Source organism: Campylobacter sp. (genome assembly GCF_030528245.1).
Taxonomy (GTDB): Bacteria; Campylobacterota; Campylobacteria; order Campylobacterales; family Campylobacteraceae; genus Campylobacter_D.
Genome location: NZ_JAUMZG010000026.1, coordinates 1 through 20,596 on the forward strand (window position 1 = coordinate 1; position 20,596 = coordinate 20,596).

The 20,596-nt window shown below is 45.7% G+C and carries 33 protein-coding genes; 22 read left to right on the forward strand and 11 right to left on the reverse strand.

Translation table 11 applies throughout. From position 1 onward, the window contains the following. The first annotated feature begins 60 nt into the window (after window positions 1-60). The 22 genes from Q4A73_RS05425 to secY all read left to right on the forward strand — a co-directional run bounded on the left by Q4A73_RS05425 (window position 61) and on the right by secY (window position 11,263). Window positions 61-1,182, forward strand: a complete 1,122-nt coding sequence (locus Q4A73_RS05425; protein ID WP_303206445.1) for an N-acetyl sugar amidotransferase — start codon at window positions 61-63, stop codon at window positions 1,180-1,182. Window positions 1,183-1,568: 386 nt separating this feature from the next. Beyond that, window positions 1,569-1,880: a 30S ribosomal protein S10 gene (gene rpsJ, locus Q4A73_RS05430; RefSeq protein ID WP_289779310.1), complete on the forward strand. Its 312-nt coding sequence runs from the start codon at window positions 1,569-1,571 to the stop codon at window positions 1,878-1,880. A 10-nt stretch (window positions 1,881-1,890) separates the two neighbouring features. After that, window positions 1,891-2,466: a 50S ribosomal protein L3 gene (gene rplC / locus Q4A73_RS05435; RefSeq protein WP_303206446.1), complete on the forward strand. Its 576-nt coding sequence runs from the start codon at window positions 1,891-1,893 to the stop codon at window positions 2,464-2,466. After that, entirely contained in the window at window positions 2,463-3,077 is a 615-nt protein-coding gene (gene rplD, locus Q4A73_RS05440) for a 50S ribosomal protein L4 (protein WP_303206447.1), read from the forward strand. Before rplC ends, rplD begins: the two co-directional genes overlap by 4 nt. 2 nt (window positions 3,078-3,079) lie before the next feature. Then, entirely contained in the window at window positions 3,080-3,361 is a 282-nt protein-coding gene (locus Q4A73_RS05445) for a 50S ribosomal protein L23 (protein WP_303206448.1), read from the forward strand. Window position 3,362: 1 nt separating this feature from the next. After that, the gene (rplB, locus tag Q4A73_RS05450) at window positions 3,363-4,193 is read left to right on the forward strand and encodes a 50S ribosomal protein L2 (RefSeq protein ID WP_303206449.1); all 831 of its coding nucleotides are present in this window, start codon (window positions 3,363-3,365) and stop codon (window positions 4,191-4,193) included. A 1-nt stretch (window position 4,194) separates the two neighbouring features. Beyond that, entirely contained in the window at window positions 4,195-4,476 is a 282-nt protein-coding gene (gene rpsS / locus Q4A73_RS05455; RefSeq protein ID WP_303206450.1) for a 30S ribosomal protein S19, read from the forward strand. 10 nt (window positions 4,477-4,486) lie between these two features. Further along, on the forward strand, window positions 4,487-4,873 hold the full coding sequence (gene rplV, locus Q4A73_RS05460) for a 50S ribosomal protein L22 (RefSeq protein WP_303206451.1): 387 nt from the start codon (window positions 4,487-4,489) through the stop codon (window positions 4,871-4,873). Next, complete coding sequence (gene rpsC, locus Q4A73_RS05465) at window positions 4,874-5,572, forward strand: 30S ribosomal protein S3 (RefSeq protein WP_303206452.1); 699 nt, start codon at window positions 4,874-4,876, stop codon at window positions 5,570-5,572. Between the two features lie 2 nt (window positions 5,573-5,574). Further along, window positions 5,575-6,000, forward strand: coding sequence for a 50S ribosomal protein L16 (gene rplP / locus Q4A73_RS05470; RefSeq protein ID WP_303206471.1), 426 nt, complete (start codon window positions 5,575-5,577; stop codon window positions 5,998-6,000). Then, the gene (rpmC, locus tag Q4A73_RS05475; RefSeq protein ID WP_289779303.1) at window positions 5,987-6,172 is read left to right on the forward strand and encodes a 50S ribosomal protein L29; all 186 of its coding nucleotides are present in this window, start codon (window positions 5,987-5,989) and stop codon (window positions 6,170-6,172) included. Before rplP ends, rpmC begins: the two co-directional genes overlap by 14 nt. A gap of 9 nt (window positions 6,173-6,181) precedes the next feature. Next, the gene (gene rpsQ / locus Q4A73_RS05480; protein WP_303206453.1) at window positions 6,182-6,433 is read left to right on the forward strand and encodes a 30S ribosomal protein S17; all 252 of its coding nucleotides are present in this window, start codon (window positions 6,182-6,184) and stop codon (window positions 6,431-6,433) included. Next, complete coding sequence (gene rplN, locus Q4A73_RS05485; RefSeq protein ID WP_289233365.1) at window positions 6,433-6,801, forward strand: 50S ribosomal protein L14; 369 nt, start codon at window positions 6,433-6,435, stop codon at window positions 6,799-6,801. Before rpsQ ends, rplN begins: the two co-directional genes overlap by 1 nt. After that, window positions 6,801-7,028 carry a 50S ribosomal protein L24 gene (rplX, locus tag Q4A73_RS05490; protein WP_303206454.1) on the forward strand — a complete coding sequence of 76 codons (228 nt, stop codon included), beginning with the start codon at window positions 6,801-6,803 and terminating at the stop codon, window positions 7,026-7,028. The genes rplN and rplX overlap by 1 nt, the downstream gene beginning before the upstream one ends. A 9-nt stretch (window positions 7,029-7,037) precedes the next feature. Beyond that, on the forward strand, window positions 7,038-7,589 hold the full coding sequence (gene rplE, locus Q4A73_RS05495; RefSeq protein ID WP_303206455.1) for a 50S ribosomal protein L5: 552 nt from the start codon (window positions 7,038-7,040) through the stop codon (window positions 7,587-7,589). Next, window positions 7,582-7,767 carry a type Z 30S ribosomal protein S14 gene (locus tag Q4A73_RS05500; RefSeq protein ID WP_289774500.1) on the forward strand — a complete coding sequence of 62 codons (186 nt, stop codon included), beginning with the start codon at window positions 7,582-7,584 and terminating at the stop codon, window positions 7,765-7,767. Before rplE ends, Q4A73_RS05500 begins: the two co-directional genes overlap by 8 nt. Before the next feature lie 9 nt (window positions 7,768-7,776). Next, the gene (gene rpsH / locus Q4A73_RS05505) at window positions 7,777-8,172 is read left to right on the forward strand and encodes a 30S ribosomal protein S8 (protein ID WP_303206456.1); all 396 of its coding nucleotides are present in this window, start codon (window positions 7,777-7,779) and stop codon (window positions 8,170-8,172) included. A 74-nt stretch (window positions 8,173-8,246) separates the two neighbouring features. After that, window positions 8,247-8,783, forward strand: a complete 537-nt coding sequence (rplF, locus tag Q4A73_RS05510; RefSeq protein WP_289779298.1) for a 50S ribosomal protein L6 — start codon at window positions 8,247-8,249, stop codon at window positions 8,781-8,783. Window positions 8,784-8,792: 9 nt separating this feature from the next. Continuing rightward, the gene (gene rplR, locus Q4A73_RS05515; RefSeq protein ID WP_303206457.1) at window positions 8,793-9,149 is read left to right on the forward strand and encodes a 50S ribosomal protein L18; all 357 of its coding nucleotides are present in this window, start codon (window positions 8,793-8,795) and stop codon (window positions 9,147-9,149) included. A gap of 10 nt (window positions 9,150-9,159) precedes the next feature. Then, entirely contained in the window at window positions 9,160-9,603 is a 444-nt protein-coding gene (gene rpsE / locus Q4A73_RS05520; protein ID WP_303206458.1) for a 30S ribosomal protein S5, read from the forward strand. A gap of 2 nt (window positions 9,604-9,605) precedes the next feature. Beyond that, window positions 9,606-9,998 (forward strand): 50S ribosomal protein L15, encoded by a 393-nt coding sequence (rplO, locus tag Q4A73_RS05525; protein ID WP_303206459.1) that lies wholly within the window; start codon window positions 9,606-9,608, stop codon window positions 9,996-9,998. After that, window positions 9,998-11,263: a preprotein translocase subunit SecY gene (gene secY, locus Q4A73_RS05530; RefSeq protein ID WP_303206472.1), complete on the forward strand. Its 1,266-nt coding sequence runs from the start codon at window positions 9,998-10,000 to the stop codon at window positions 11,261-11,263. Before rplO ends, secY begins: the two co-directional genes overlap by 1 nt. Here the strand turns inward: secY and Q4A73_RS05535 are convergent. The 11 genes from Q4A73_RS05535 to Q4A73_RS05585 all read right to left on the reverse strand — a co-directional run. After that, window positions 11,260-12,051, reverse strand: coding sequence for a phosphodiesterase (locus Q4A73_RS05535; RefSeq protein ID WP_303206460.1), 792 nt, complete (start codon window positions 12,049-12,051; stop codon window positions 11,260-11,262). The genes secY and Q4A73_RS05535 overlap by 4 nt on opposite strands. Beyond that, window positions 12,029-12,634: an HAD family hydrolase gene (locus tag Q4A73_RS05540; RefSeq protein ID WP_303206461.1), complete on the reverse strand. Its 606-nt coding sequence runs from the start codon at window positions 12,632-12,634 to the stop codon at window positions 12,029-12,031. Before Q4A73_RS05540 ends, Q4A73_RS05535 begins: the two co-directional genes overlap by 23 nt. Then, window positions 12,631-13,806 carry an extracellular solute-binding protein gene (locus Q4A73_RS05545; RefSeq protein ID WP_303206462.1) on the reverse strand — a complete coding sequence of 392 codons (1,176 nt, stop codon included), beginning with the start codon at window positions 13,804-13,806 and terminating at the stop codon, window positions 12,631-12,633. Before Q4A73_RS05545 ends, Q4A73_RS05540 begins: the two co-directional genes overlap by 4 nt. 16 nt (window positions 13,807-13,822) lie before the next feature. Beyond that, window positions 13,823-14,629 (reverse strand): carbohydrate ABC transporter permease, encoded by an 807-nt coding sequence (locus Q4A73_RS05550; protein WP_303206463.1) that lies wholly within the window; start codon window positions 14,627-14,629, stop codon window positions 13,823-13,825. Further along, window positions 14,629-15,483 (reverse strand): carbohydrate ABC transporter permease, encoded by an 855-nt coding sequence (locus Q4A73_RS05555; protein WP_303206464.1) that lies wholly within the window; start codon window positions 15,481-15,483, stop codon window positions 14,629-14,631. Before Q4A73_RS05555 ends, Q4A73_RS05550 begins: the two co-directional genes overlap by 1 nt. Then, a complete protein-coding gene (locus tag Q4A73_RS05560) occupies window positions 15,480-16,559 on the reverse strand; it encodes an ABC transporter ATP-binding protein (RefSeq protein ID WP_303206465.1) in 1,080 nt (359 codons plus the stop codon). Before Q4A73_RS05560 ends, Q4A73_RS05555 begins: the two co-directional genes overlap by 4 nt. A 56-nt stretch (window positions 16,560-16,615) precedes the next feature. Then, window positions 16,616-17,143, reverse strand: coding sequence for a ribonuclease HII (locus tag Q4A73_RS05565; protein ID WP_303206466.1), 528 nt, complete (start codon window positions 17,141-17,143; stop codon window positions 16,616-16,618). After that, window positions 17,140-17,379, reverse strand: a complete 240-nt coding sequence (locus tag Q4A73_RS05570) for a DUF655 domain-containing protein (RefSeq protein WP_303206467.1) — start codon at window positions 17,377-17,379, stop codon at window positions 17,140-17,142. Before Q4A73_RS05570 ends, Q4A73_RS05565 begins: the two co-directional genes overlap by 4 nt. A 49-nt stretch (window positions 17,380-17,428) precedes the next feature. Then, window positions 17,429-19,066: a flagellar hook-basal body complex protein gene (locus tag Q4A73_RS05575; protein ID WP_303206468.1), complete on the reverse strand. Its 1,638-nt coding sequence runs from the start codon at window positions 19,064-19,066 to the stop codon at window positions 17,429-17,431. Between the two features lie 9 nt (window positions 19,067-19,075). Then, window positions 19,076-19,996, reverse strand: a complete 921-nt coding sequence (locus Q4A73_RS05580; protein ID WP_303206469.1) for a flagellar basal body rod modification protein — start codon at window positions 19,994-19,996, stop codon at window positions 19,076-19,078. A 50-nt stretch (window positions 19,997-20,046) separates the two neighbouring features. After that, the coding region (locus Q4A73_RS05585) for a flagellar hook-length control protein FliK (protein ID WP_303206470.1) at window positions 20,047-20,596 on the reverse strand (550 nt) is incomplete at its 5' end.

Consider the following 20,596-nt stretch of genomic DNA (forward strand, 5'->3'; position numbering starts at 1 on the left):
TGGTTCTTTTAGGACGGATTTACTCCGTCCGCTAAAAAGAACATAGAAAAGGAGAAAAAAATGAAATATTGCGATTATTGTGTGATGCCTGATACGAGGCCGGGACTGAAATTTAGCGTGGATGAGAGCGGGAAAAATATCTGCTCAGCCTGCATCAATCACAAAAATAAAGAAAAAACCGACTACGCGGCGCGTTTTAGGGAGCTTGAAGCGCTTTGTGATAAGCATCGCCGCCGTAATGGTCAATTTGAGTATGATTGTGCCATTGCGGTGAGTGGGGGTAAGGATAGCCATTTTCAGGTGCATATGATGAAGGAGAGACTGGGGATGAATCCCGTACTTTTCAGTGTGGAGGATAATTTTGCGATGACGGAGGCGGGGCGGAAAAATCTACGCAATTTAAGCGAGGAATTTGGCTGCCACTTGATCACACTAAAGCCCGACATCAAAACGCAAAAAAAGGTGATGCTTAAAACCTTTGAAAAATATGGTAAACCGACTTGGTTCATTGACCGCCTCATTTATAGCTATCCTTTTGGTATGGCTTTGAGATTCAACACGCCGCTTTTGGTTTATGGTGAAAATGTGAGCTATGAATATGGCGGGGGGGACGCGGTGGAGACGCCAAGCGCTAAGGGGATATTTCTCAACGGGGTGGCGAGTGATTTGGACTTGAGTGAGTTTATTGACGATGAGATAAAAGAGGAGAATTTGCAGCTTTTCTTTGACCCTGCGCGCGATGATTTGGATAAGCTTGAGCCGATTTATTTGAGCTACTTCATCCCGTGGAATTCTTACTCTAACTATATCTTTGCGAAAAGTAGAGGCTTTACGAACCTTAGCGGTGAGTGGGAGCGCACACACTGCCTTGATCATTTTGACCAAGTCGATAGCCGTGCTTACATCGTGCACTCGTGGATGAAATACCCAAAATTCGGCCACGCGATGACCTGCGACTATGCTTCACGCTTTGTGCGTTATGGACTGATGAGTAGGGAGGAGGCGGTGAAAGCGGTGCGTGAAAAAGACCATAATCTTGACCAAAAATGCGTGGAGGATTTTTGCGACTTTTTGGGCATCAGCAAGGCTAAATTTTGGAGCATCATAGAAAAGCACTACAACCGAGAACTTTTTTATCAAAATGAATGGGGTGAATTTAAGCTTAAAAATCCCGTAAAGTAAAAGCCCAATAGTCATTGTGGGATGGAATTTAAGCCTTCGAGTGAGGCGAGGAGGCGGGTGAAATTCAGGGCGAGGCTGTGGGAGTCTTGGGGGCTGGAGATTAAGAAAAATTTAAGCAAATATAGCGGCTATGATTAAGGCTTAAATTTCATGGCCGCTTTAATGCAAATCCTGCGTGTTTGCGTTGGCAAAATAGGACTTTGGAGCCTTTGCGCATTTGGGAGAGGGACTGAGAATTTGCGCGGGTGAAATTGCTATTTTTTCCCTATTAAAAGGACAAAAAAGCAAAAAATTCCTAAATTTCCTTGACTTTTAAATGATGGTTTGATTAGACTTCGGCTTTTTTGGTTGGCCTAAAACTAACGAGTTCTTTTAAAGGAAAAATTATGGAAAGAATAAGGCTTAAGCTTAAAGCTTATGACCATCGAGTACTAGACAGAACAGTTGCAGCGATTGTGGAGGCTGTCAAGAGAACGGGTGCGGATATTAGAGGTCCGGTGCCGCTACCTACGAAGATCAAGCGCTATACGGTTTTAAAATCTCCTCACATTAATAAAGATTCAAGAGAGCAGTTTGAGATGAGAATTCACGCGAGGATGCTAGACATTGTAGCGGCTACTCCCGACACGGTTGATTCTTTGACGAAACTTGATTTGGCGCCAGAGGTGAGCGTTGAGGTCAGGGCTATGGGAAAATAAAGGATAAAATATGGAATATATCGTAGAGAAAATAGGAATGAGTAGAACCGTAAGTAATCCAAGCATCGCTGTAACTTTACTTAGAGTGGTGAGCGCTAAGGTTTGCGAGGTGAAAGGGGACAAGGCTTTGGTGGCTTATTCTAAAGGCAAGTCGAGTAACAAGTGCGTGACTGGAATTCAAAAAAAATACAATCTTTCAAAAGAATTTAATCGTTTCGCAACCCTAGAGGTCGCAAATACTGAAGCTGGGGATTTAGATGAAAGTCCATTAAATGAAGCGAAAATTTTAAAAGTCAGTTTCAATTCTAAAGGACGCGGTTATAGCGGCGTGATGAAGAGGCATAATTTTGGCGGCGGTCCTGCGAGTCATGGTTCAAGATTTCACAGAAGGCACGGATCTATCGGCAATAGAGAGTGGCCGGGTCGGGTGCAGCCGGGCATGAAGATGGCTGGGCATTATGGAAATACAAAGGTGAGCGTCAAAAACGAGCTTGTATCTTACGATGCGGAAAATAAAATTTTGGTGTTAAAAGGTGCGGTGCCGGGCTTTAACGGTGCTATGGGTAGAGTGAGGATTGCAAAATGAGTAAGGTGGTTGTTTTAAACGAAAAGTTTGAGAAATCAGGCGAACTTGACTTGCCTTCAAAATACGCAGAGATAAATCCACATAATCTTTATTTGTATGTGAAATCTTACCTTGCAAGTTTAAGAGCAAACACCGCTCATACTAAGGGCAGAAGCGAGGTCCGTGGTGGTGGCAAGAAGCCTTGGAGGCAAAAGGGACGCGGCGGTGCGAGAGCAGGTTCGACAAGGACGAATGTTTGGGTCGGCGGTGCGGTTGCTTTTGGTCCTAAAAATGAAAAAAATTATTTTCAAAAGGTCAATAAAAAGCAGAAAAGACTCGCACTTGAGAGGGCTTTGGCTGATAAGGCGCTTAAAAATGCTCTTTTTGCAGTCGATGCTTTAACCATAGAAAGCGGTAAAACAAAAGACGCAAACGCGGTGATTAAAAAGCTTGGGCTTAAGGATGCGTTGATTGTGAAGGATTTACTGGATGAAAAAACGTTTCTTGCGTATAGAAATTTAGCCAATTGTTATGTTGTGGATTTGACAGAGGTCAATGCTTATTTGGTTTCTGTGTTTAATGCGGTGATTGTAGAAAAATCGGCATTGGAATCGATTACAAAAGAGGGATGATCATGGCGGATATTACGGATATAAAAACGATACTCTACACGGAAAAGAGTTTGAATTTGCAGGAGCTTGGCGTGGTTGTCATCCAGACTTCGCCAAAGATGACAAAAACGGGCTTGAAGTCGGTATTGAAAGAATATTTTGGCGTAACGCCTCAAAGCATCAATTCTTTGAAAATGAATGGAAAAGTCAAACGCTTTAAGGGTCGTTTGGGGCAGAGGAATGATTATAAAAAATTCTATGTGAAGCTGCCTGAGGGCGTCAGTTTAGAAAATACGGAGGCTTAAGATGGCGATTAAAACTTATAAACCTTATACTCCAAGTAGAAGATACATTACAGGATTAAGTTCAGAAGACATCACGGCAAAGCCGAGCGTTCGCTCACTACTTATCAAACTTCCAGCTCACGCAGGACGCAATAGCTATGGTCGCATTACAAGCCGTCATAAAGAAGCGGGAGCGAAGAAGCTTTATAGGATTATTGATTTTAAACGCCGTAAATTTGGCATTGAGGGCAAGGTTGAGGCGATAGAATACGACCCTTATAGAAATTGTCGCATTGCTTTAATCGCTTATAAAGATGGTGAGAAAAGATACATTTTGCAACCAAGAGGGCTAAAAGTTGGCGACAAAATTTCAGCGGCTGAGGGTGGTCTTGATATAAAGCCGGGCAATGCTATGAAGCTTAAAAATATCCCTGTGGGAACCATAGTGCATAATGTCGAGTTAAAGCCGGGCAAGGGCGGACAGATGATTCGTTCAGCAGGTGCTTACGCGCAGCTTATGGGTAAGGAAGAAAAATATGTCATTTTAAGACTTGCAAGCGGTGAAATGAGGCAGGTTTTGGCAGAGTGCATGGCTAGCATTGGTGAGGTTGGTAATGAAGAATGGGCAAACATTACCATAGGCAAGGCTGGACGCAACCGTCATAGAGGAATTCGTCCGCAAACTAGAGGTTCGGCGATGAACCCAGTCGATCACCCACACGGCGGTGGTGAGGGTAAGAAAAATTCAGGCCGCCACCCTGTAACTCCGTGGGGCAAACCAACTAAGGGTGCAAAAACACGCCGCAAAAAAGCTAGTGATAAACTCATAATTTCAAGAAGAAAAGGAAAATAAGATGGCTAGGTCTCTAAAAAAAGGTCCTTTCGTTGATGAGCATGTAATGAAAAAAGTCATCGCAGCAAAAAAGGCTAATGATAATAAACCGATTAAAACTTGGTCGCGCAGAAGCACCATTATCCCCGATATGATAGGGCTAACCTTTAATGTCCATAATGGCAAGGTTTTTATCCCCGTTTATATCACGGAAAATCATATTGGCTATAAGCTTGGCGAATTTGCGCCAACACGCACATTTAAAGGCCATAAGGGCTCTGTGCAAAAGAAGATTGGCAAGTAGGGAGGAAGCTATGAGTAAAGCATTGATTAAATTCATAAGATTATCTCCTACTAAGGCGAGGCTTATCGCAAGAGAGGTTCAGGGTATGAACGCTGAACTTGCTATGGCGAGCTTGAAATTTATGCCAAATAAGGGCGCTAAATTCATCGCTAACGCTATTTCGAGTGCGGTGGCAAATGGTGGCTTTGAGGCTAATGAGGTCGTGGTAAAAAGCTGCCGTGTTGATGCGGGGGCTGTGCTTAAGAGATTTCGTCCGCGTGCTAGGGGAAGTGCAAGTCGCATTAGAAAGCCTACTTCTCACATTTTGGTTGAGGTGGAAAAATTTGAACCTGAGGAAAAAAAGGCCCCCGCAGAAAAAGCTCCAACGCCTAAAAAAATAGCAAAAAAGGAAAGCTAAATGGGACAAAAAGTAAATCCAATTGGTCTAAGACTGGGAATTAATAGAAATTGGGAGTCAAGATGGTTTCCCACTAAGGCAAATTTGGTAGAAAATATCGGTGAGGATTATAAAATTAGGGCTTTTTTGAAAAGAAAACTTTATTACGCGGGGATTTCTCAAATTTTAGTGGAAAGAACGGCTAAAAAACTTCGCGTTACCGTAGTGGCCGCAAGGCCGGGGATCATCATCGGCAAAAAGGGAAGCGATGTTGATATTTTGAAGAAAGAATTGCAGGATTTGATTGGGAAGGATGTCAATATTAACATCAAAGAAGAAAGAAAAGCAGGCTCTTCGGCACAGCTTGCCGCAGAAAGTGTTGCGACGCAGCTTGAAAAAAGAATAGCCTTTAGAAGGGCGATGAAAAAAGTGATTCAAGGCGCACAAAAAGCGGGAGCGAAAGGGATTAAGGTTTCGGTTTCGGGTCGTTTGGGCGGAGCTGAAATGGCAAGAACGGAATGGTATCTTGAGGGGCGTGTTCCGCTTCATACTTTAAGGGCTAAGATTGATTATGGTTTTGCAGAGGCTAGGACGACTTATGGAAATATAGGCGTTAAGGTGTGGATTTTTAAAGGCGAGGTTTTACAAAAGGGCTTCCAAGCTGAAAAAAATGAGGATGATGCTGCAAAGAAGACAAGACGCACGAGAAGGAGTAAATGATCATGTTGATGCCAAAAAGAACGAAATATCGCAAGATGATGAAGGGGCGTAACAGAGGCTACGCCTGCAGGGGGACAGAATTTACCTTTGGTGAATTTGCACTCAAAGCGACCGAGGCTGGGCGTATAAATTCACGCCAGATTGAGGCGGCGCGTATCGCCCTGACGCGCTTTGTTAAGAGACAGGGCAAGACTTGGATTAGAGTTTTTCCCGACAAGCCTTTGACGAAAAAGCCTTTAGAAACGCGCATGGGTAAGGGTAAGGGCGGCGTTGAGGAATGGGTGATGAATATTAAGCCCGGACGCATTATCTATGAAATGGCAGGCGTTAGCGAAGAAATGGCGAGAGAGGCTTTAACTTTGGCTATGCATAAGTTGCCGTTCAAGACGAAATTCGTTACAAGAGAGAGTCAAAATGAAATATACTGAGATTAAAGATAAAACCGCAGCCGAGCTTGGTGCTATGCTAAAAGAGAAAAAGTTGCTTTTATTTACTCTAAAACAAAAGCTAAAAACAATGCAGCTTACTAATCCTAAAGAAATTAGTCAAGTTAAAAAAGACATTGCCAGAATCAACACAGCAATCAACGCTTTAAGATAAGGATGGATTATGGCATTTAAAAGAGAAATTCAAGGCGTTGTTGTGAAGATTGCTGGGGAAAAAACGGTGAGCGTTTTGGTGGAGAGAAAGGTCGTTCATCCAAGGTATAGAAAAATCGTTAAACGCTTTAAAAAATATTTAATTCACGATGAAAAAAATGAAGCTAAAGTTGGAGATGTGATCGTGGCGGTGGAGTGCAGGCCGCTTTCAAAAAGAAAAGCTTTTCGCTTAAAATCTGTATTAATAGCAGGAGCTGAGTGATGATACAAAGTTTTACAAGACTTGCAGTTGCGGATAATAGCGGTGCAAAAGAATTAATGTGCATTAAGGTTTTGGGGGGTAGCAAGAGGCGTTACGCTACCATAGGTGATGTGATAGTCGCATCGGTTAAGAAAGCCCTGCCAAACGGGAAGGTCAAAAAGGGTCAGGTCGTCAAGGCGGTTATCGTTAGGACGAAAAAAGAAATTCACAGGGATAATGGCTCTTTGATCCGCTTTGACGAAAATGCCGCAGTGATTCTTGATGCTAAAAGAGAGCCTGTAGGAACGCGTATTTTTGGACCTGTTGGCAGAGAAGTGCGCTATGGTGGCTTTATGAAAATCGTTTCACTAGCACCGGAGGTATTGTAATGGCGGTGAAGTTAAAAATTAAAAAAGGTGATAGCGTTAAGGTTATCGCAGGTGATGATAAGGGAAAAACAGGCAAGGTTTTAGCAGTGTATCCTAAGACTCTTAAGGTGGTTGTTGAGGGTTGCAAAATCGCTAAAAAGGCTATCAAGCCCAGCGAGAAAAATCCAAATGGAGGCTTTGTTAATAAAGAAATGCCTATGGATATTTCTAATGTGGCGAAAATTTAGGAGAGGGCTATGAGATTGAAAGAAAAATATCATCAAAGTATTAAAGTGGCTTTGGTAAAGGAATTTGATATTAAAAATCCTATGCTTATCCCTGCTCTTGAGAAGGTTGTGATTAGTGTGGGTGCTGGAGAATTGGCTAAGGATCAGAAGGTCCTGCAAAATATTGCCGATACCATTTCTTTGATCGCAGGACAAAGGGCGGTCATCACGAAGGCAAAAAAATCCGTTGCGAGTTTTAAGGTGCGCGAGGGCTTTCCTGTGGGCGTGATGGTAACCCTAAGAAAAAATAACATGTTCGCCTTTCTCGACAAGCTCATTTCCATCGCTCTGCCTAGAGTGAAGGATTTTCGCGGGCTTAGTAGGGATGGTTTTGATGGGCGTGGGAATTATAATTTTGGGCTTGATGAGCAGCTGATGTTTCCTGAGGTGGAGTATGATAAAATTTTACGCACTCACGGGATGAATATCTCCATCGTTACCACGGCACAAAATGATAAAGAGGCACAAAAGCTTTTAGAGCTTTTTGGTGTGCCGTTTGCAAAAGGAAGACAAAATGGCTAAAAAATCAATGATAGCAAAGGCAGCGAGAAAGCCTAAATTTCAGGTTCGTGCCTATACGAGGTGTCAGGTTTGTGGGCGTCCGCATTCGGTTTATAGGGATTTTGGAATTTGCAGGGTTTGCCTTAGAAAAATGGGCAATGAAGGCTTGATCCCGGGCCTTAAAAAAGCAAGCTGGTAAGGAGAAGAAATGATTAACGATATAATTTCAGATTCTCTTACACGCATTAGAAATGCAGGTATGAGAAGACTTGAGACGACCAAGCTTTTGCACTCTAATGTCGTGGAGGCCTTGGTGGGGATCTTTCAAGCTAAGGGCTATATTGATAGCTTTAATGTCGTTGAAGAGGACAAGAAAAAATTCATCAATGTGGTTTTGAAATATGACGAGCGCGGCAAGAGCGTGATTAATGAAATCAAAAGGGTTTCTAAGCCGGGTCGGCGCGTGTATAAGGGCAAGGACGCGATCAGGCGTTTCAAAAATGGTTATGGTACTATCGTAGTTAGCACAAGTCGTGGCGTTTTGCCTAACGATGAGGCTTTTAAAGCGGGTGTGGGCGGCGAAATTTTATGTACTATTTGGTAAATCTGCTTTTTATGGCATTGGGTATGCATTCTTTCAAAAAGTAGAAATATCCTAGACAAGTAAAAAGGAAAAATATGTCTCGTATTGGTAAGCAACCTATCGCTATTCCAAATGGCGTGGAGGTAAAATTAGAGGGCACTTTGCTTAAATTTAAAAAAGGAAATTTGGCAAAGGAGCTTGATACAAAAGCAAATGTAAATGTTGAGATTAAGGAGGGTCAAATTCTCTTTTCTCCAAAGGGCGATGATAGGCAGAGTAGGGCTTATTGGGGGACTTACAGGGCCCTGGCTAATAATATTGTCGTTGGCCTGACGGAGGGCTTTTCTAAGACTCTTGAAATCAACGGAGTGGGCTACAAAGCCGCTTTAAAGGGTAAGGTTTTAGAGCTTAGTCTTGGTTTTTCTCATCCTATTAACTACGAAATTCCCGCAGGTATTGAAATCGCCGTGGATAAAAACAATGTCATCGTCAAGGGAAGCGACAAGCAGGTCGTGGGACAGGTGGCTGCACAGATCCGCGAATTCAGGCCGCCTGAGCCATACAAAGGCAAGGGCGTCAAATACGCCGATGAGCGCATCATCCGCAAAGCGGGCAAAACCTCTAAGAAGTAAGGATCGGACATGAGAGCAAAGGTATTAAAGAGAAAAATCAGTCTTAGAATTAAAAGAAAAAGAAGAATTAGAGCTAAAATTTCAGGCTGTGAGCAAAATCCTAGAATTTCTGTTTTCAAGTCCAACAGAACGCTTTACATCCAAGCCATCGATGATGTGAAAAACAACACCCTAGCCGCCATTAATGGGCGCAAGCTTAATGTCAGGGCGAACAAAGAGGGAGCAGTTAAAATCGCTGCGGAATTTGCGAAAATTTTAAAAGCCAAAAATATCGAGCAGGGCGTTTTTGATAGAAATGGCTATGTTTATCACGGCGTTATCGCGGCATTAGCGCAGTCGCTAAGAGACAATGGCATCAGGCTGTAAGGGAGAGGGTATGCAAAATTATAATAGAGAAGAATTTGAAGAGGTTATCGTTGATATCGGCAGGGTGACTAAGGTCGTCAAAGGCGGTAGGAGATTCCGCTTTACGGCCCTGGTGATCGTGGGTAATAAAAAGGGACTTGTGGGCGTGGGCTATGGCAAGGCTAAGGAAGTGCCCGATGCGGTGCGTAAGGCCGTGGATGATGCTTTTAAGAATATGATCGAGGTTAAGACGAAGGGCTCGACCATCGCTCACGATGTTGAGGTGAAATACAATGCGAGTAGAATTTTGCTCAAGCCTGCCAGCGAGGGGACGGGCGTCATCGCGGGCGGCTCTACGCGTCCTATCGTGGAGCTTGCGGGGATTAAGGACATTTTGACGAAATCTTTAGGCTCAAACAACTCCGCCAATGTAGTGCGCGCCACTATCAAGGCTTTGACAATGCTAAAGGGATGATGATGAATTTAACAAAAGCAGCGGGTTCAACGCGAAAGATTAAAAGAGTGGGTCGCGGTCAGGGTAGCGGCATGGGTAAGACTTCCACCAGAGGTGGCAAGGGTCAAACCGCAAGAAAGGGCTACAATGAAAAAAGGGGCTTTGAGGGCGGACAGCAGCCGCTTCAAAGGAGATTGCCAAAGGTGGGTTTTACTTCTAGGGTTAAGAAGCCTTATGTTATCAATGTTGAAAGGATTACGGCGGTAAAAAATTTGAGCGAAATTACCCTTGATAGCATCAAATCTGTGCATAAAATTTCAAAATCCGTCGACAAAATCAAGCTCATCGGCAAAAGCGCCAAAGATCTAAAGGCTAAAATCAAAGACGAAAATATCAGCGTTAGCGGACTAAAATGATGAATAGGCCCCTCGTCAGTAAAATTTTAATCACCTTGGCGTTTTTGTTCGCTTATAGGGTTTTGGCCTATGTGCCCGTCCCCGGCGTCAATGCCGATGTGATCGCGGAATTTTTCAACAGCAATCAAAACAACGCCCTAGGGCTTTTTAATGTTTTTAGCGGCGGAGCGGCCGAGCGCTTTTCTATCATTTCTTTGGGGATCATGCCCTACATAACGGCCTCGATAGTCATGGAGCTTCTTGCGGCGACCTTCCCCAATATCGGCAAGATGAAAAAAGAGCGCGACAGTATGCAAAAATACATGCAAATCATCCGCTACGCCACCATAGGCATCACCCTAGTGCAAAGTGTGGGCGTGGCAATAGGACTCCAAAGCCTCCATGGGCGCAGCGGGGCGAGTGCCATCATGGTGGAGGATTTGAACACCTTCATCGCCCTGTGTGCGATTTCTATGCTAGCAGGGACCATGCTTTTGATGTGGCTAGGGGAGCAGATCACGCAAAAGGGCGTGGGCAATGGCATCTCCCTCATCATCTTTGCGGGCATCGTTTCTACCATACCCTCAGCCATTTCGCACACCGTCGGGCAGATCAATTCTGGCGAAATGAATTTTCTAACCGCCCTTGCGATCTTTGTTCTGATTTTGCTAACCATAGGCGTGATTATTTACGTGGAGCTTGGGGAGCGCAGGATTCCCATTTCCTACTCACGCAAGGTCGTGATGCAAAATCAAAACAAGCGCATCATGAACTACATTCCCATTAAGGTAAATTTAAGCGGGGTCATCCCGCCGATCTTTGCCAGTGCGATTTTGATGTTTCCCGCGACCATTTTGCAAACCAGCACGAACCCCTACATCCTAGCGATCAACGATTTTCTCAATCCAAATTCCTATTTTTTTCACATTTTGACCTTTTTGTTTGTGATTTTCTTTGCTTATTTTTATGCGAGCATCGTTTTCAACGCTAAGGATATTGCCGAAAATCTCAAAAAGCAAGGCGGTTTCATCCCCGGCATTCGTCCCGGTGAGGGCACGGCAAACTACCTCAACGAAGTCGCCTCCCGCCTGACCCTCTCAGGCTCTATCTACCTAGCCCTCGTGGCGACCCTGCCTTGGGTTTTGGTGAAATTTATGGGTGTTCCGTTTTATTTCGGGGGCACTTCGGTGCTCATTGTCGTTCAAGTGGCCTTGGATACGATGCGCAAGATTGAAGCGCAAATTTATATGAATAAATACCAAACCCTAAGCGCTGTGGGGCTTTAGTCCTCCCTTAGCGCTTGACTTTGATGACTGAAATCCCTAAAATGCACATTCAGCACCTCATTTTCAATGAGAATGAGGGAGTATTCTGGATTTCTAAATTCAATAAAAACCTCATCTTCGCTTTGAAAATCCAACCGCACCTGATGGTTGATACCCTTAAGCGATGAAAAAGAAAATTTCCCCCACCTCCCGCACATCGTGCTATGATAATGCCCAAAAAACAAATGTCTCACCCCATCATAGGGCTGCAAAATAGCGTATAAATCCTCCGCATCCTCCTGCCTTAGCCCTATTTTATCCATAGCCCTAAGTCCCGTTGCAAAGGGCGCATGATGCAGACAAAGATAAATATTTTTGCCCCCATATCGCTCCAGTTGTCCCCTCAGCCAAGCCCTTCTTTTCGCGCAATACTCACCCCCGTGCCCCACCTCTTGCAGGGTGTCTAGCATCAAAAAAACCTCATTTTGAAATTCCAAAGCGTATTGTATGAAGCCGTTTTCATCCTCTCTTAAATTTTCAAAAATTTTCAGGGCGTTTTTTCTGCTGTCGTGATTGCCCAAAACCAAATAATAGGGCATAGCAAGAGCGTCCAAGTCCTCCTTCAAATACGCATAAGCCTCCACGCTGCCCCGATGCGCCAAGTCCCCGGTCAAAAAAACAAAATCCGCATCGCCATGATTTTTATTGATATCCTCTATCGCTAAGCGCAGCATCATCGCGGGCTCTTTGTGATAAATCGCCTCATTTTTCCCGCCGTAGTGCAAGTCAGTCATTTGTATGATTTTCATAAAATTTCCTTATTTGAAATTCAAGCTCTTCGTGATTTTTCACGCAGACAGAGCTTTGCCGCAGCATCTCCTCATCCTGCCAGCCCCAAAGCACCCCTATGCAAAAAACCCCAGCCCTCAAGGCCGCCTCGACATCACTGATGGCATCGCCTATCATCACGGACGCACCATCTCCAAAACGCATCAAAACCTCAGCCTTATTTTGTCCGCAAAAAAGCCCCCTAAAATACACCAAAAATCCCGCATTTTCTAAGGCATTCTTGACGATGATTTCACTGCTAGCGCTCAGGATGTAAAGCTCAAATTCCTCACTCAAAGCGGCAAGAATTCGCTCCGTGCCCTCAAAAAAACTCAGCTGCCTATAATGCTCTAAAAAATAAGCATCCGCCCATTTTTCAAATTCCACCCCATTTAGGCCCAGACTCTCTCCTATGAATTTATGCGAGACAGGATTGATTTTCGCGTAGGGATTTTGTGGAAAAATTCCTTGAAAATTCATCTTTGAGGCCGCATGTTCGCAGGCCTTTTCCCATAATTTTAAGCTATCAATCAAAACCCCATCAAAGTCAAAAAAGATCCTCAAGGCAAGATCCTATTGATGTCCTCGGTGGCCTTTCGCGCCACGCCCTCATAGTCTGTGCTTTTTCCAAGCAGGAGTTTTTCGGCGCTCAGCCATAAAATATTGGTCGCCTTTAGGGCATTGTTTCCGGGAAATGAAGGCCACTCCACGAGCAGGGGCAGTTGGGAGGGCGCGACTTTTGCGTTAGGATTTTGCGCGTAAAATTCCCCAAGCTGTGCGTGCGCCTTGGAATTCACACTCATATAGCCTGTAAATTGCGGGACGAATTGATTCCCCCAGCCCGTAACAAAGTCGATGTATTTTAGAGCCGCTTCTTTGTTTTTATCACTGGTTAGCATCACCAAAGAGCCACCTACTGGCAGTTTGCCGCCCTCCTTGACCTGAGGAAATTTTCCCAGTTTGAGCGTGAAATTCACCGCTTTTTCTGTCTGCACCAGGGCCGCAGAGGTTTGCACGAGCAGGGCTAAATTTCCGGCATTAAAAGAGGTCAAAGCCTCGCTTTTTTTCACCGAGGGCATCTTGGCCCTGCTGTGAAATTCGCTAAGAATTTTAAAGGTATCCAGCCAGGCAGGCGTGCTAAAATCGGCCTTGTTTTGGGCGTTTAAAAGCGCACCCCCCCGTTGAAGCGCTAGGGCTAAAATCAGCCAAGTGTCCGTTTCGGCAAAATACATACAGCTCTTGCCCTCAAGCCCATTTACTTTCTCGCAGAGGGCGAAAATTTCATCCCAAGTCTTTGGCAGCTCCCCCACCCAGCCCGCCTGTCTTATCAAGTCCTCGTTGTAGTAGGTTACGGGCATACTGATCGCAAAGGGTAGGGCGTAAATTTTACCCCCCAGCGTGGTGGTTTTGATACCCTCGCCAAAGTCCTGCGCATTGCTTGGATGGAGCTCATGGGGGATATTTTTATCCACCAAGGTCGGCAAATAAGCGTAAGAATTAAAGCTCACATCGGGCAATTTGTTGATGACCTTCTCCCTCAAAAGACGCGCACTTTGCTCCTCATAATTTTGAGTCGGCGCCAAAAAAGTGATGCTAATGTCGGGATTTTGCTTTTCAAATTCCTCCTTAAGCTTTTCGTGCAGGGGCTTAAACCAAGCATAAGCGTAAGAAACCACAAGCTCCGTTTTTGCTTGTAGCAGTGAGCACAGGGCCAAGATTGTTAAAATTTTTTTCATTTTTGTCCTTTCAAAGTTATTTGATCCCCGTGTGGGCTACGCCTTGGATGAAGCGTTTTTGTGCGAGCAAAAAGCCCACGATGAGGGGCAGGATGACGATGCAAGCAGCCGCCATCAAAAGGGCGTATTGGATCCCCGCTTCGTTATTTCTAAAGCCCACGATGCCAAGGGTCGGTGTGAAGTATTGCGGAGAGCTTACGGCGATGAGGGGCCAAAAATAGTCGTTCCAGTGCGCTACGACTGAAAAAATTCCAAACGAAACAAAGGCGGGCAGGGTCAGCGGAAAAATAATGCGCCAAATGATGCTCCACTCACTAAGCCCGTCCATTTTTGCCGCGTAAATGAGGTCGGTGGGGAGGGTGTTGATGAATTGGCGGATGAGAAAAATTCCAAAAACAGAGATGCTAAAGGGCAGTATCAAGGCCGCATAGCTATCCAGCCAGCCAAATTTATGCATCATCAAATACCACGGCACGCAAACGGCTTGGGTGGGTATGAGGAGGCAGAGCACGATGAGGTTGAAAACCACTCTTTTGCCGATAAATTCGTGCTTGGATAGGGCATAGGCGCAGGGGTAGGCGATGAGAATTTGCAACAATAAAATCGCAAGGCAAACCAGGGCGCCGTTGCATAAAAACATCAAAAGCCCGGTATCTAAAACCTTGGTGTAATTTTCCCAAAAGGCTATTTTGTGGGGGAGGAAGGTGTTTTGAAAAATTTCGTTTTCATGTTTGAGACTGCTTAAAAACATCCACAAAAAAGGGAAGAAAAAAACAAGACCCAAAAGGGATAAAACCAAATGACGCGCCAAAGAAAATAGCATCATGCCCTCCTGAAAAAATACATCTTCGCTAGGCTCAAGGCTAGGATGAAAAGCAAAAATATCACTGACATCGCCGCTGCGTAGGAACTCCTAAAAAACATAAATCCCTCCTGATAAATCGTGAAAAGCAAAACCTCGCTGCTATGATGCGGGCCGCCTAGGGTAAGGGTGTGAACGGTGTCAAAAATTTGAAAAGCCTTGATGGCGTTTATGATGAGGACGAAGAACATCACGGGCGTCAAAAGAGGGAGGGTGATCTTGAAAAAAAGTCCCCATTTGCCCATCCCATCAAGCCTACCCGCTTCATACAAAAAGGGCGGTATGCTCAAAAGTCCCGCGCCAAAGAGGATCATATTGTAGCCAAGCTGCTGCCAGATGCCTATGGCGGCTAGGGTTGCTAGCACCGTATCCTCGCTTGAGAGCCAGTTCCTCCCGCTAAGACCCAAAAGGCTAAGAATTTGATTAAAAATTCCAAGCTCGGAGTGCAAAATATACTCCCAAACCAAGCTCATCGCGATGAGAGTGGCTAGCACGGGCAGAAAAAATAACGCACGGTAAAGCGCCCTCCCCTCCGTCCTGCTCTCGATCAAAAGAGCGATGAGTAGGCCGCCGACTATGCTTAGGGGTAGCACGAGGATGACATAGAGGAGGGTGTTTTTGAGCGAGGTGAAAAATACCGCGTCCGAAAAGAGGGCCTTGTAATTTTCTAGGCCCACGAAGTTGAAGTCCTCAGAGCCTAGATTGTAATCGCTAAAACTCAAAACAAAAACGCAAAAAATGGGAGCGATGAGAAAGACGAAGAGCAAAAAGAGGGCCGGGCTCAGGCACAAAAAGCTAGAAAGCGGATTTCTCACAGCAGGCCCCGAATTTGAAGGGAGATTCTTTTGCTGGCCTCGTCAAAAAATAAGGCCTTGCTCAAATCAAACCCCACCTCGATGCAATCGCCCAAGTGGTGATTTTCCGCCTCGCAGGGCCTTAGGACCAGGACGCAATCGGCTTCGTTGATGAGAATTTTGCTGTAGATGAAGACCTCGTTGCCCATGTTTTCTATGTTGAAAATTTGAGCCTTGAGGCCGTTTTTTTGTAAAAAGCAATGCTGAGGCCTTAGGGCTAGGACCTTTGATTTTGCATCCTTAGAGAATTCAAAAAATTCCCCCCGAAGCTTGATGTTGAAGGTATTGATGGTCGGCGTTCCTATGAATTGAGCCACCTTGAGATGGCTGGGATCATTATAAAGCTCCTGCGGCCTACCCACCTGCAAAAGCTCACCCCCCTCCAAAAAGGCTATCCTATCGCTCATCGTCATCGCCTCGCTTTGATCGTGCGTTACATAAATGAAAGTTTTTTTGAGCTCCTTATGGATGGCACTTAGCTCCCCACGCGTGTGGATGCGAAGCTTGGCGTCCAAATTTGACAAAGGCTCGTCCATCAAAAAAATGCGCGGCTTTCTGATGATAGCCCGACCCAAAGCCACCCTCTGACACTGCCCCCCGGAAAGCTCTGCGGGCTTTTTTGCTAGAATGTGCGCGATTTGAAGCTTCTGCGCCACAGCACGGACCTTGGACTCTAGCTCCTTTTTGAAGGCCCTGCGAGCCTGAGAGAGTGGCAATTTGCGCCTCCAGCTCGCCCTGGCCACCAGGGGCATGCTCAAATTTTCAAACACACTCAAATGCGGATAAAGGGCGTAGTTTTGAAAGACCATGGCGAAATTTCTGTCCCTGATGCTCAGCTTGCTTAAATTTTCATTTTGCAAAAAAAGCTCCCCACTGCTAGCGCTCTCAAGCCCAGCGATGATGCGAAGCAGGGTGGATTTCCCGCTCCCACTCGCGCCGACTAGACTTATGAATTCGCCCTCGTTTATGTCAAGATGGATGTTTTTGAGGATGTTAAGATGGCCAAAATTTTTACTCAGGGCTCTGATTTTAAGCAAAAATTCTCCTTTGTTTTGCCCAAATTAAAACAAAGAAGGGAAACTTTTAGGAAACATTAAAGCAACTTAAAACTCTTGCGGTGTAGTTCGCAAATGCCGTATTTTGCGATCAATGCTCGGTGCAGCTTCGTCCCGTAAGCCTTGTGCTTTTCAAAGTGATAGCGGCTGAATTTTGGGGCCAAAAAGCGCATGATCTCATCGCGGCTCACCTTAGCCAAGATACTGGCCGCACTGACCTGCGCCACCTGCAAATCCGCCCGGATGAGGCTTTGCACGCCTAAGATGCCGAAATTTGTATTACCATCGTAAAGTTTGGGGCTGTTTGGAAAATGCGCACAAATGAGCTCAAGTCCCCTCTGCAGGCACTTGCTAAGCCCCATTTTGTCAATTTGATCGTTAGAAAAGGCTAAAATGAGAAAGCGGGAATTTTTAAGAATTTGCCCGTAGAGTTCTTTGCGTTTTTTTTCGCTAAGTTTCTTGGAGTCTGTAAGCCCCGTGATCCTGCCCTGCAGCTGACAAGCCGCCATGAGCAAGGGGCCAGCCAACGCCCCACGCCCCGCCTCATCAATGCCCACAAGGCTCATTGCACAGTGATGGAGTCTTTGATGCTTTCGAAGGTTTTTTCGCCGATGCCCTTGATTTTTTTGATGTCCTCGACGCTTGTGAAATTCTGCTCCTGCCTGTATTCCAAGATAGCCTTAGCCTTGGTTTCGCCGATGCCCTTTATGCTTTTTAACTCCTCAAGCGTTGCCGTGTTTAAATTCACAGCAGCCAGTAAAAAATTCGCCAAAGCCGCCGTCAAAATCCATATCTTTTTCATTCTCTTCCTTTCTTATTAAAATGCAAAAATGCTAACCAAAATGGGTTAACTATTTTTTCATGTTGATCGCACGCTGGATCATCTGATCACTTGTAGTGATGCTTTTTGAGCTCGCATCGAAGGCCTTTTGCGTTGCGATGAGGTTAGAAAGCTCCACACTCAAATCTACATTCGATTGCTCCAAAAATCCGCCCCTAAATTTAGCTGTATTAATGATTTTGCCATCTTTGACGATGAAGCTAGCCTCCCCGCTATTGCCCGTAGCGGCGAAGATATTATCCCCCACAGCCATCAGTCCCTCTTCGTTGATGAAATTATACAGAGCCATCTTCCCTACTGTCATCGCGCGACCATTACTAAACTGCGCCAAAAGTGCCCCGTCTTCGGTGATTCTGTATTGGTTGAAAAAGCCCTCCGCCACGCCGTCTTGCTGGGTGATGATGTTTTTTTCTCGGCCCGCTAGGACATAAATTCCACTGTAGCCTGAGCCCGGTTTGTTGGGGTCATAGGGCGTTCCTAGGTCTATATTGATGCTTGCGCCATCGGGGTTGGTGATGCTTTGAATGTCATTTTGCAAGAGGGCGCCGTTTTTGTTAAAGGTCATGCTCCCCTCTGTCGCATCCCCCACAGCCTCGCCCTCTGCGTTGAAAATTTGCGCCACGGCCTTGTATTTGATTTCATCGCCCACTTGGGGCAAAATCCTCTCCAAAGTTATCCTCAGTGTGCTTTTGCTCCCATCGGCATTGTAAAGGGGGGACTCAAGCACATCGCTATTGCTTTTTTGCTGCTCGGTGGCGATTTGCGCGGCACTAAGCTTCGCGCTGGTCGCATCCAGTCCGCCAAGATCAAGCTCATTGCTTTTAAAATTCAAATTCTCATCCAAGGTTGCCTCAAAATTCTTCCGCACCCCGTCCTTATCCGTGAAGGTCAAAAGTATCCTATCGTCCTTTTTGGCGCTGAAAATTTCATCCCTGTTGACGCTTCCGCTGATGATTTTTTTGCCATCCCCGGTCTCCTCGACTTTGATCTTAGCAAGGTCTAAATCCACAGTAACGATTTGGGTTTGAATGTCCGTGCTCAAATTCCCACTCCACTTGACATTTTGCGTTACCATCGGGGCCAGATACATATTCAAAGGCACTCTCAGGGCGCTCTGCCCCCCCACTGCCCCCAAAGTGAAGTCCTCGTTAGAATTCACCGTAAAGCCCTGACTAACGGGCTGCATCGTGTTGAGATAGTCCCCCATCAGTCCCGCCACCCTATCGCTATAATCCACGCCCTCAAAGCTAGGATTCATCGTCCCTAGCACGAAATTCCCATAAGAATCGACCAAATGCCCCCCCGCATCACGCCTGAATGTCCCATTGCGCGTGTAATAGGCCAGGCCGTCGGCCCCCAAAACGCCAAAAAAGCCCTTTCCCTGCAAGGCCACATCAAATTCCCCATCGCTCATCACCGGAGAGCCTTGCTCAAAAACCACTCTCGACGCGGCCTGCACTGAGCCGTATCCGCCTTGGGCGGGGTTGGTTGATTGCGAAGTTACGGTTTTGTAAAAGATGTCTTTGAATTGCGCGTTGGAGTATTTAAAGCCCATGGTATTGACATTGGCGATATTATTCGCGCTGATATCGATGCCAAAACTATTCGTCTTCGCTCCGGCGATTCCGTTATAAAATGCGTTCATCATCGTCAGGCCTTAAGTGTGGGTTGGCTTTCCTGCGGGAAGGGTGCTATCCGCTTGACTTGGTTTGTTCGTAGGCTTGCTGGGATTTTCTCCGGGCCCCTCTTCAGGCCTTTCTCCCGAGCTGCCCACGCCAAAGCTTAGGGTATAGTCCGTGATCTTAGCGATTCGATCAAAAGGCACCTCCTCCCCACCCATAACCGCATAGGCCACGCCATCCTTAAATTTCACGCCCTCCACAGGGTAGGTCCCATACTCCGCGGTGATTTTTTGCCCCTGCTTGTTGTTATAGACTATTTTCACCGTGTAGTTCCCATCACCCGCATAAACGCCATCATTATTCCTACCCGGCCACTCCATTGTAAAGAGTCCGCTCGGAGTTTCCTTGCCCTCGTTGCTTTTTTCGTTGAAGACAAGCTTGCCCTTTTCGTCGTAAATTTCTAATCTTACGCCCTTATCATCTGAGACCTCTGGCAGATACATTTTAAGCGTGATGATTTCATTGGGACCTGTAAGCTTGATTTTGTTATCTGCAACGGTTGCCATTTTACCGATAGCTCCTAAGGCACCTATGCTTTGACTTGTGCCCATGGCGCTTGAGAGCTTATTCATCGTATCGACCATTTTCTGCATGGCGTTGTTGGTATTTTGCTGCATTTCAAGAGCGGCAAGCTGCGAGGTCTGCGTGAGCATTTTATCAGAGTCCATAGGATCGGTGGGATCTTGATGCTGCATCTCTATGAGCAAAAGCTTCAAAAAGGCATCCTTATCCAGCATGGCCCCCGGATTGCCCTGATTGGTGCTAGCACCGGGCTTTGCCACATTATCGCTGGGCTTGTTTTGCCAGTTGAGGTTTGGATTCCAGTTTTCTTCTTTTTGCTTCGTTTCGTTCCAATTGGTGCTTCCACTCTTCCAATCCGCTGCCGTTATCGCCATCTCAGACTCCTTTAAATTTGATCATTTCTTTTAAGCAATAAGCGTTCCACTCAAAAATACCGCGCCAAAACGAGCTCCAGACTCATTTTTTCCTCGTCCTTATTTTCGAGCCTTTCCCTCAGTCCGCCAGAGCCGCTACGCCTCTTTTCTTGATGCTGCTCTTTTCTGTTTTGATCGCTAAAATTCATCTCAAGCCCCGTAAAGCCCATATTGACAAGGGAATTTTTAAATTCAGCCTGATTTTGCAAAAAGATCTGCATCGCGTTGGTGTTGGAGTTGAAATTAATGTGCAGATTCGTCCCCCTCTGTATGAGGGTAACCTCCACCTCGCCTAGATTTGACGGATTGAGCGTGATGCTGAGCCTACTGATGGGCGCCTTATACTGCTCCACCGCCTCCTTCAAATCCTGAGAAAAATACTGCAAGGTCTCCTTTGCGCTGATATTTTTGCCCTGATTTTGATGGATCTTGTGCAAATCCTTCACCAAGGCATTCAAATCCTCCGCTCCGCCTTCTTTGTGAGAATTCTCCTGTTTTTGCCCAAAATTCTGCGTCGCCTCCTGAGTCTGCACGCTCTGCGTGAAGGTGCTCTGCGTGAAG

Bases quoted from the DNA above. Each gene is read 5' to 3' on its own strand.
- Q4A73_RS05425 (WP_303206445.1), top strand. From the start codon at position 61: ATGAAATATTGCGATTATTGTGTGATGCCTGATACGAGGCCGGGACTG.
- rpsJ (WP_289779310.1), top strand. From the start codon at position 1,569: ATGGAAAGAATAAGGCTTAAGCTTAAAGCTTATGACCATCGAGTACTA.
- rplC (WP_303206446.1), top strand. From the start codon at position 1,891: ATGGAATATATCGTAGAGAAAATAGGAATGAGTAGAACCGTAAGTAAT.
- rplD (WP_303206447.1), top strand. From the start codon at position 2,463: ATGAGTAAGGTGGTTGTTTTAAACGAAAAGTTTGAGAAATCAGGCGAA.
- Q4A73_RS05445 (WP_303206448.1), top strand. From the start codon at position 3,080: ATGGCGGATATTACGGATATAAAAACGATACTCTACACGGAAAAGAGT.
- rplB (WP_303206449.1), top strand. From the start codon at position 3,363: ATGGCGATTAAAACTTATAAACCTTATACTCCAAGTAGAAGATACATT.
- rpsS (WP_303206450.1), top strand. From the start codon at position 4,195: ATGGCTAGGTCTCTAAAAAAAGGTCCTTTCGTTGATGAGCATGTAATG.
- rplV (WP_303206451.1), top strand. From the start codon at position 4,487: ATGAGTAAAGCATTGATTAAATTCATAAGATTATCTCCTACTAAGGCG.
- rpsC (WP_303206452.1), top strand. From the start codon at position 4,874: ATGGGACAAAAAGTAAATCCAATTGGTCTAAGACTGGGAATTAATAGA.
- rplP (WP_303206471.1), top strand. From the start codon at position 5,575: ATGTTGATGCCAAAAAGAACGAAATATCGCAAGATGATGAAGGGGCGT.
- rpmC (WP_289779303.1), top strand. From the start codon at position 5,987: ATGAAATATACTGAGATTAAAGATAAAACCGCAGCCGAGCTTGGTGCT.
- rpsQ (WP_303206453.1), top strand. From the start codon at position 6,182: ATGGCATTTAAAAGAGAAATTCAAGGCGTTGTTGTGAAGATTGCTGGG.
- rplN (WP_289233365.1), top strand. From the start codon at position 6,433: ATGATACAAAGTTTTACAAGACTTGCAGTTGCGGATAATAGCGGTGCA.
- rplX (WP_303206454.1), top strand. From the start codon at position 6,801: ATGGCGGTGAAGTTAAAAATTAAAAAAGGTGATAGCGTTAAGGTTATC.
- rplE (WP_303206455.1), top strand. From the start codon at position 7,038: ATGAGATTGAAAGAAAAATATCATCAAAGTATTAAAGTGGCTTTGGTA.
- Q4A73_RS05500 (WP_289774500.1), top strand. From the start codon at position 7,582: ATGGCTAAAAAATCAATGATAGCAAAGGCAGCGAGAAAGCCTAAATTT.
- rpsH (WP_303206456.1), top strand. From the start codon at position 7,777: ATGATTAACGATATAATTTCAGATTCTCTTACACGCATTAGAAATGCA.
- rplF (WP_289779298.1), top strand. From the start codon at position 8,247: ATGTCTCGTATTGGTAAGCAACCTATCGCTATTCCAAATGGCGTGGAG.
- rplR (WP_303206457.1), top strand. From the start codon at position 8,793: ATGAGAGCAAAGGTATTAAAGAGAAAAATCAGTCTTAGAATTAAAAGA.
- rpsE (WP_303206458.1), top strand. From the start codon at position 9,160: ATGCAAAATTATAATAGAGAAGAATTTGAAGAGGTTATCGTTGATATC.
- rplO (WP_303206459.1), top strand. From the start codon at position 9,606: ATGAATTTAACAAAAGCAGCGGGTTCAACGCGAAAGATTAAAAGAGTG.
- secY (WP_303206472.1), top strand. From the start codon at position 9,998: ATGAATAGGCCCCTCGTCAGTAAAATTTTAATCACCTTGGCGTTTTTG.
- Q4A73_RS05535 (WP_303206460.1), bottom strand. From the start codon at position 12,051: ATGAAAATCATACAAATGACTGACTTGCACTACGGCGGGAAAAATGAG.
- Q4A73_RS05545 (WP_303206462.1), bottom strand. From the start codon at position 13,806: ATGAAAAAAATTTTAACAATCTTGGCCCTGTGCTCACTGCTACAAGCA.
- Q4A73_RS05550 (WP_303206463.1), bottom strand. From the start codon at position 14,629: ATGCTATTTTCTTTGGCGCGTCATTTGGTTTTATCCCTTTTGGGTCTT.
- Q4A73_RS05565 (WP_303206466.1), bottom strand. From the start codon at position 17,143: ATGAGCCTTGTGGGCATTGATGAGGCGGGGCGTGGGGCGTTGGCTGGC.
- Q4A73_RS05570 (WP_303206467.1), bottom strand. From the start codon at position 17,379: ATGAAAAAGATATGGATTTTGACGGCGGCTTTGGCGAATTTTTTACTG.
- Q4A73_RS05575 (WP_303206468.1), bottom strand. From the start codon at position 19,066: ATGATGAACGCATTTTATAACGGAATCGCCGGAGCGAAGACGAATAGT.
- Q4A73_RS05580 (WP_303206469.1), bottom strand. From the start codon at position 19,996: ATGGCGATAACGGCAGCGGATTGGAAGAGTGGAAGCACCAATTGGAAC.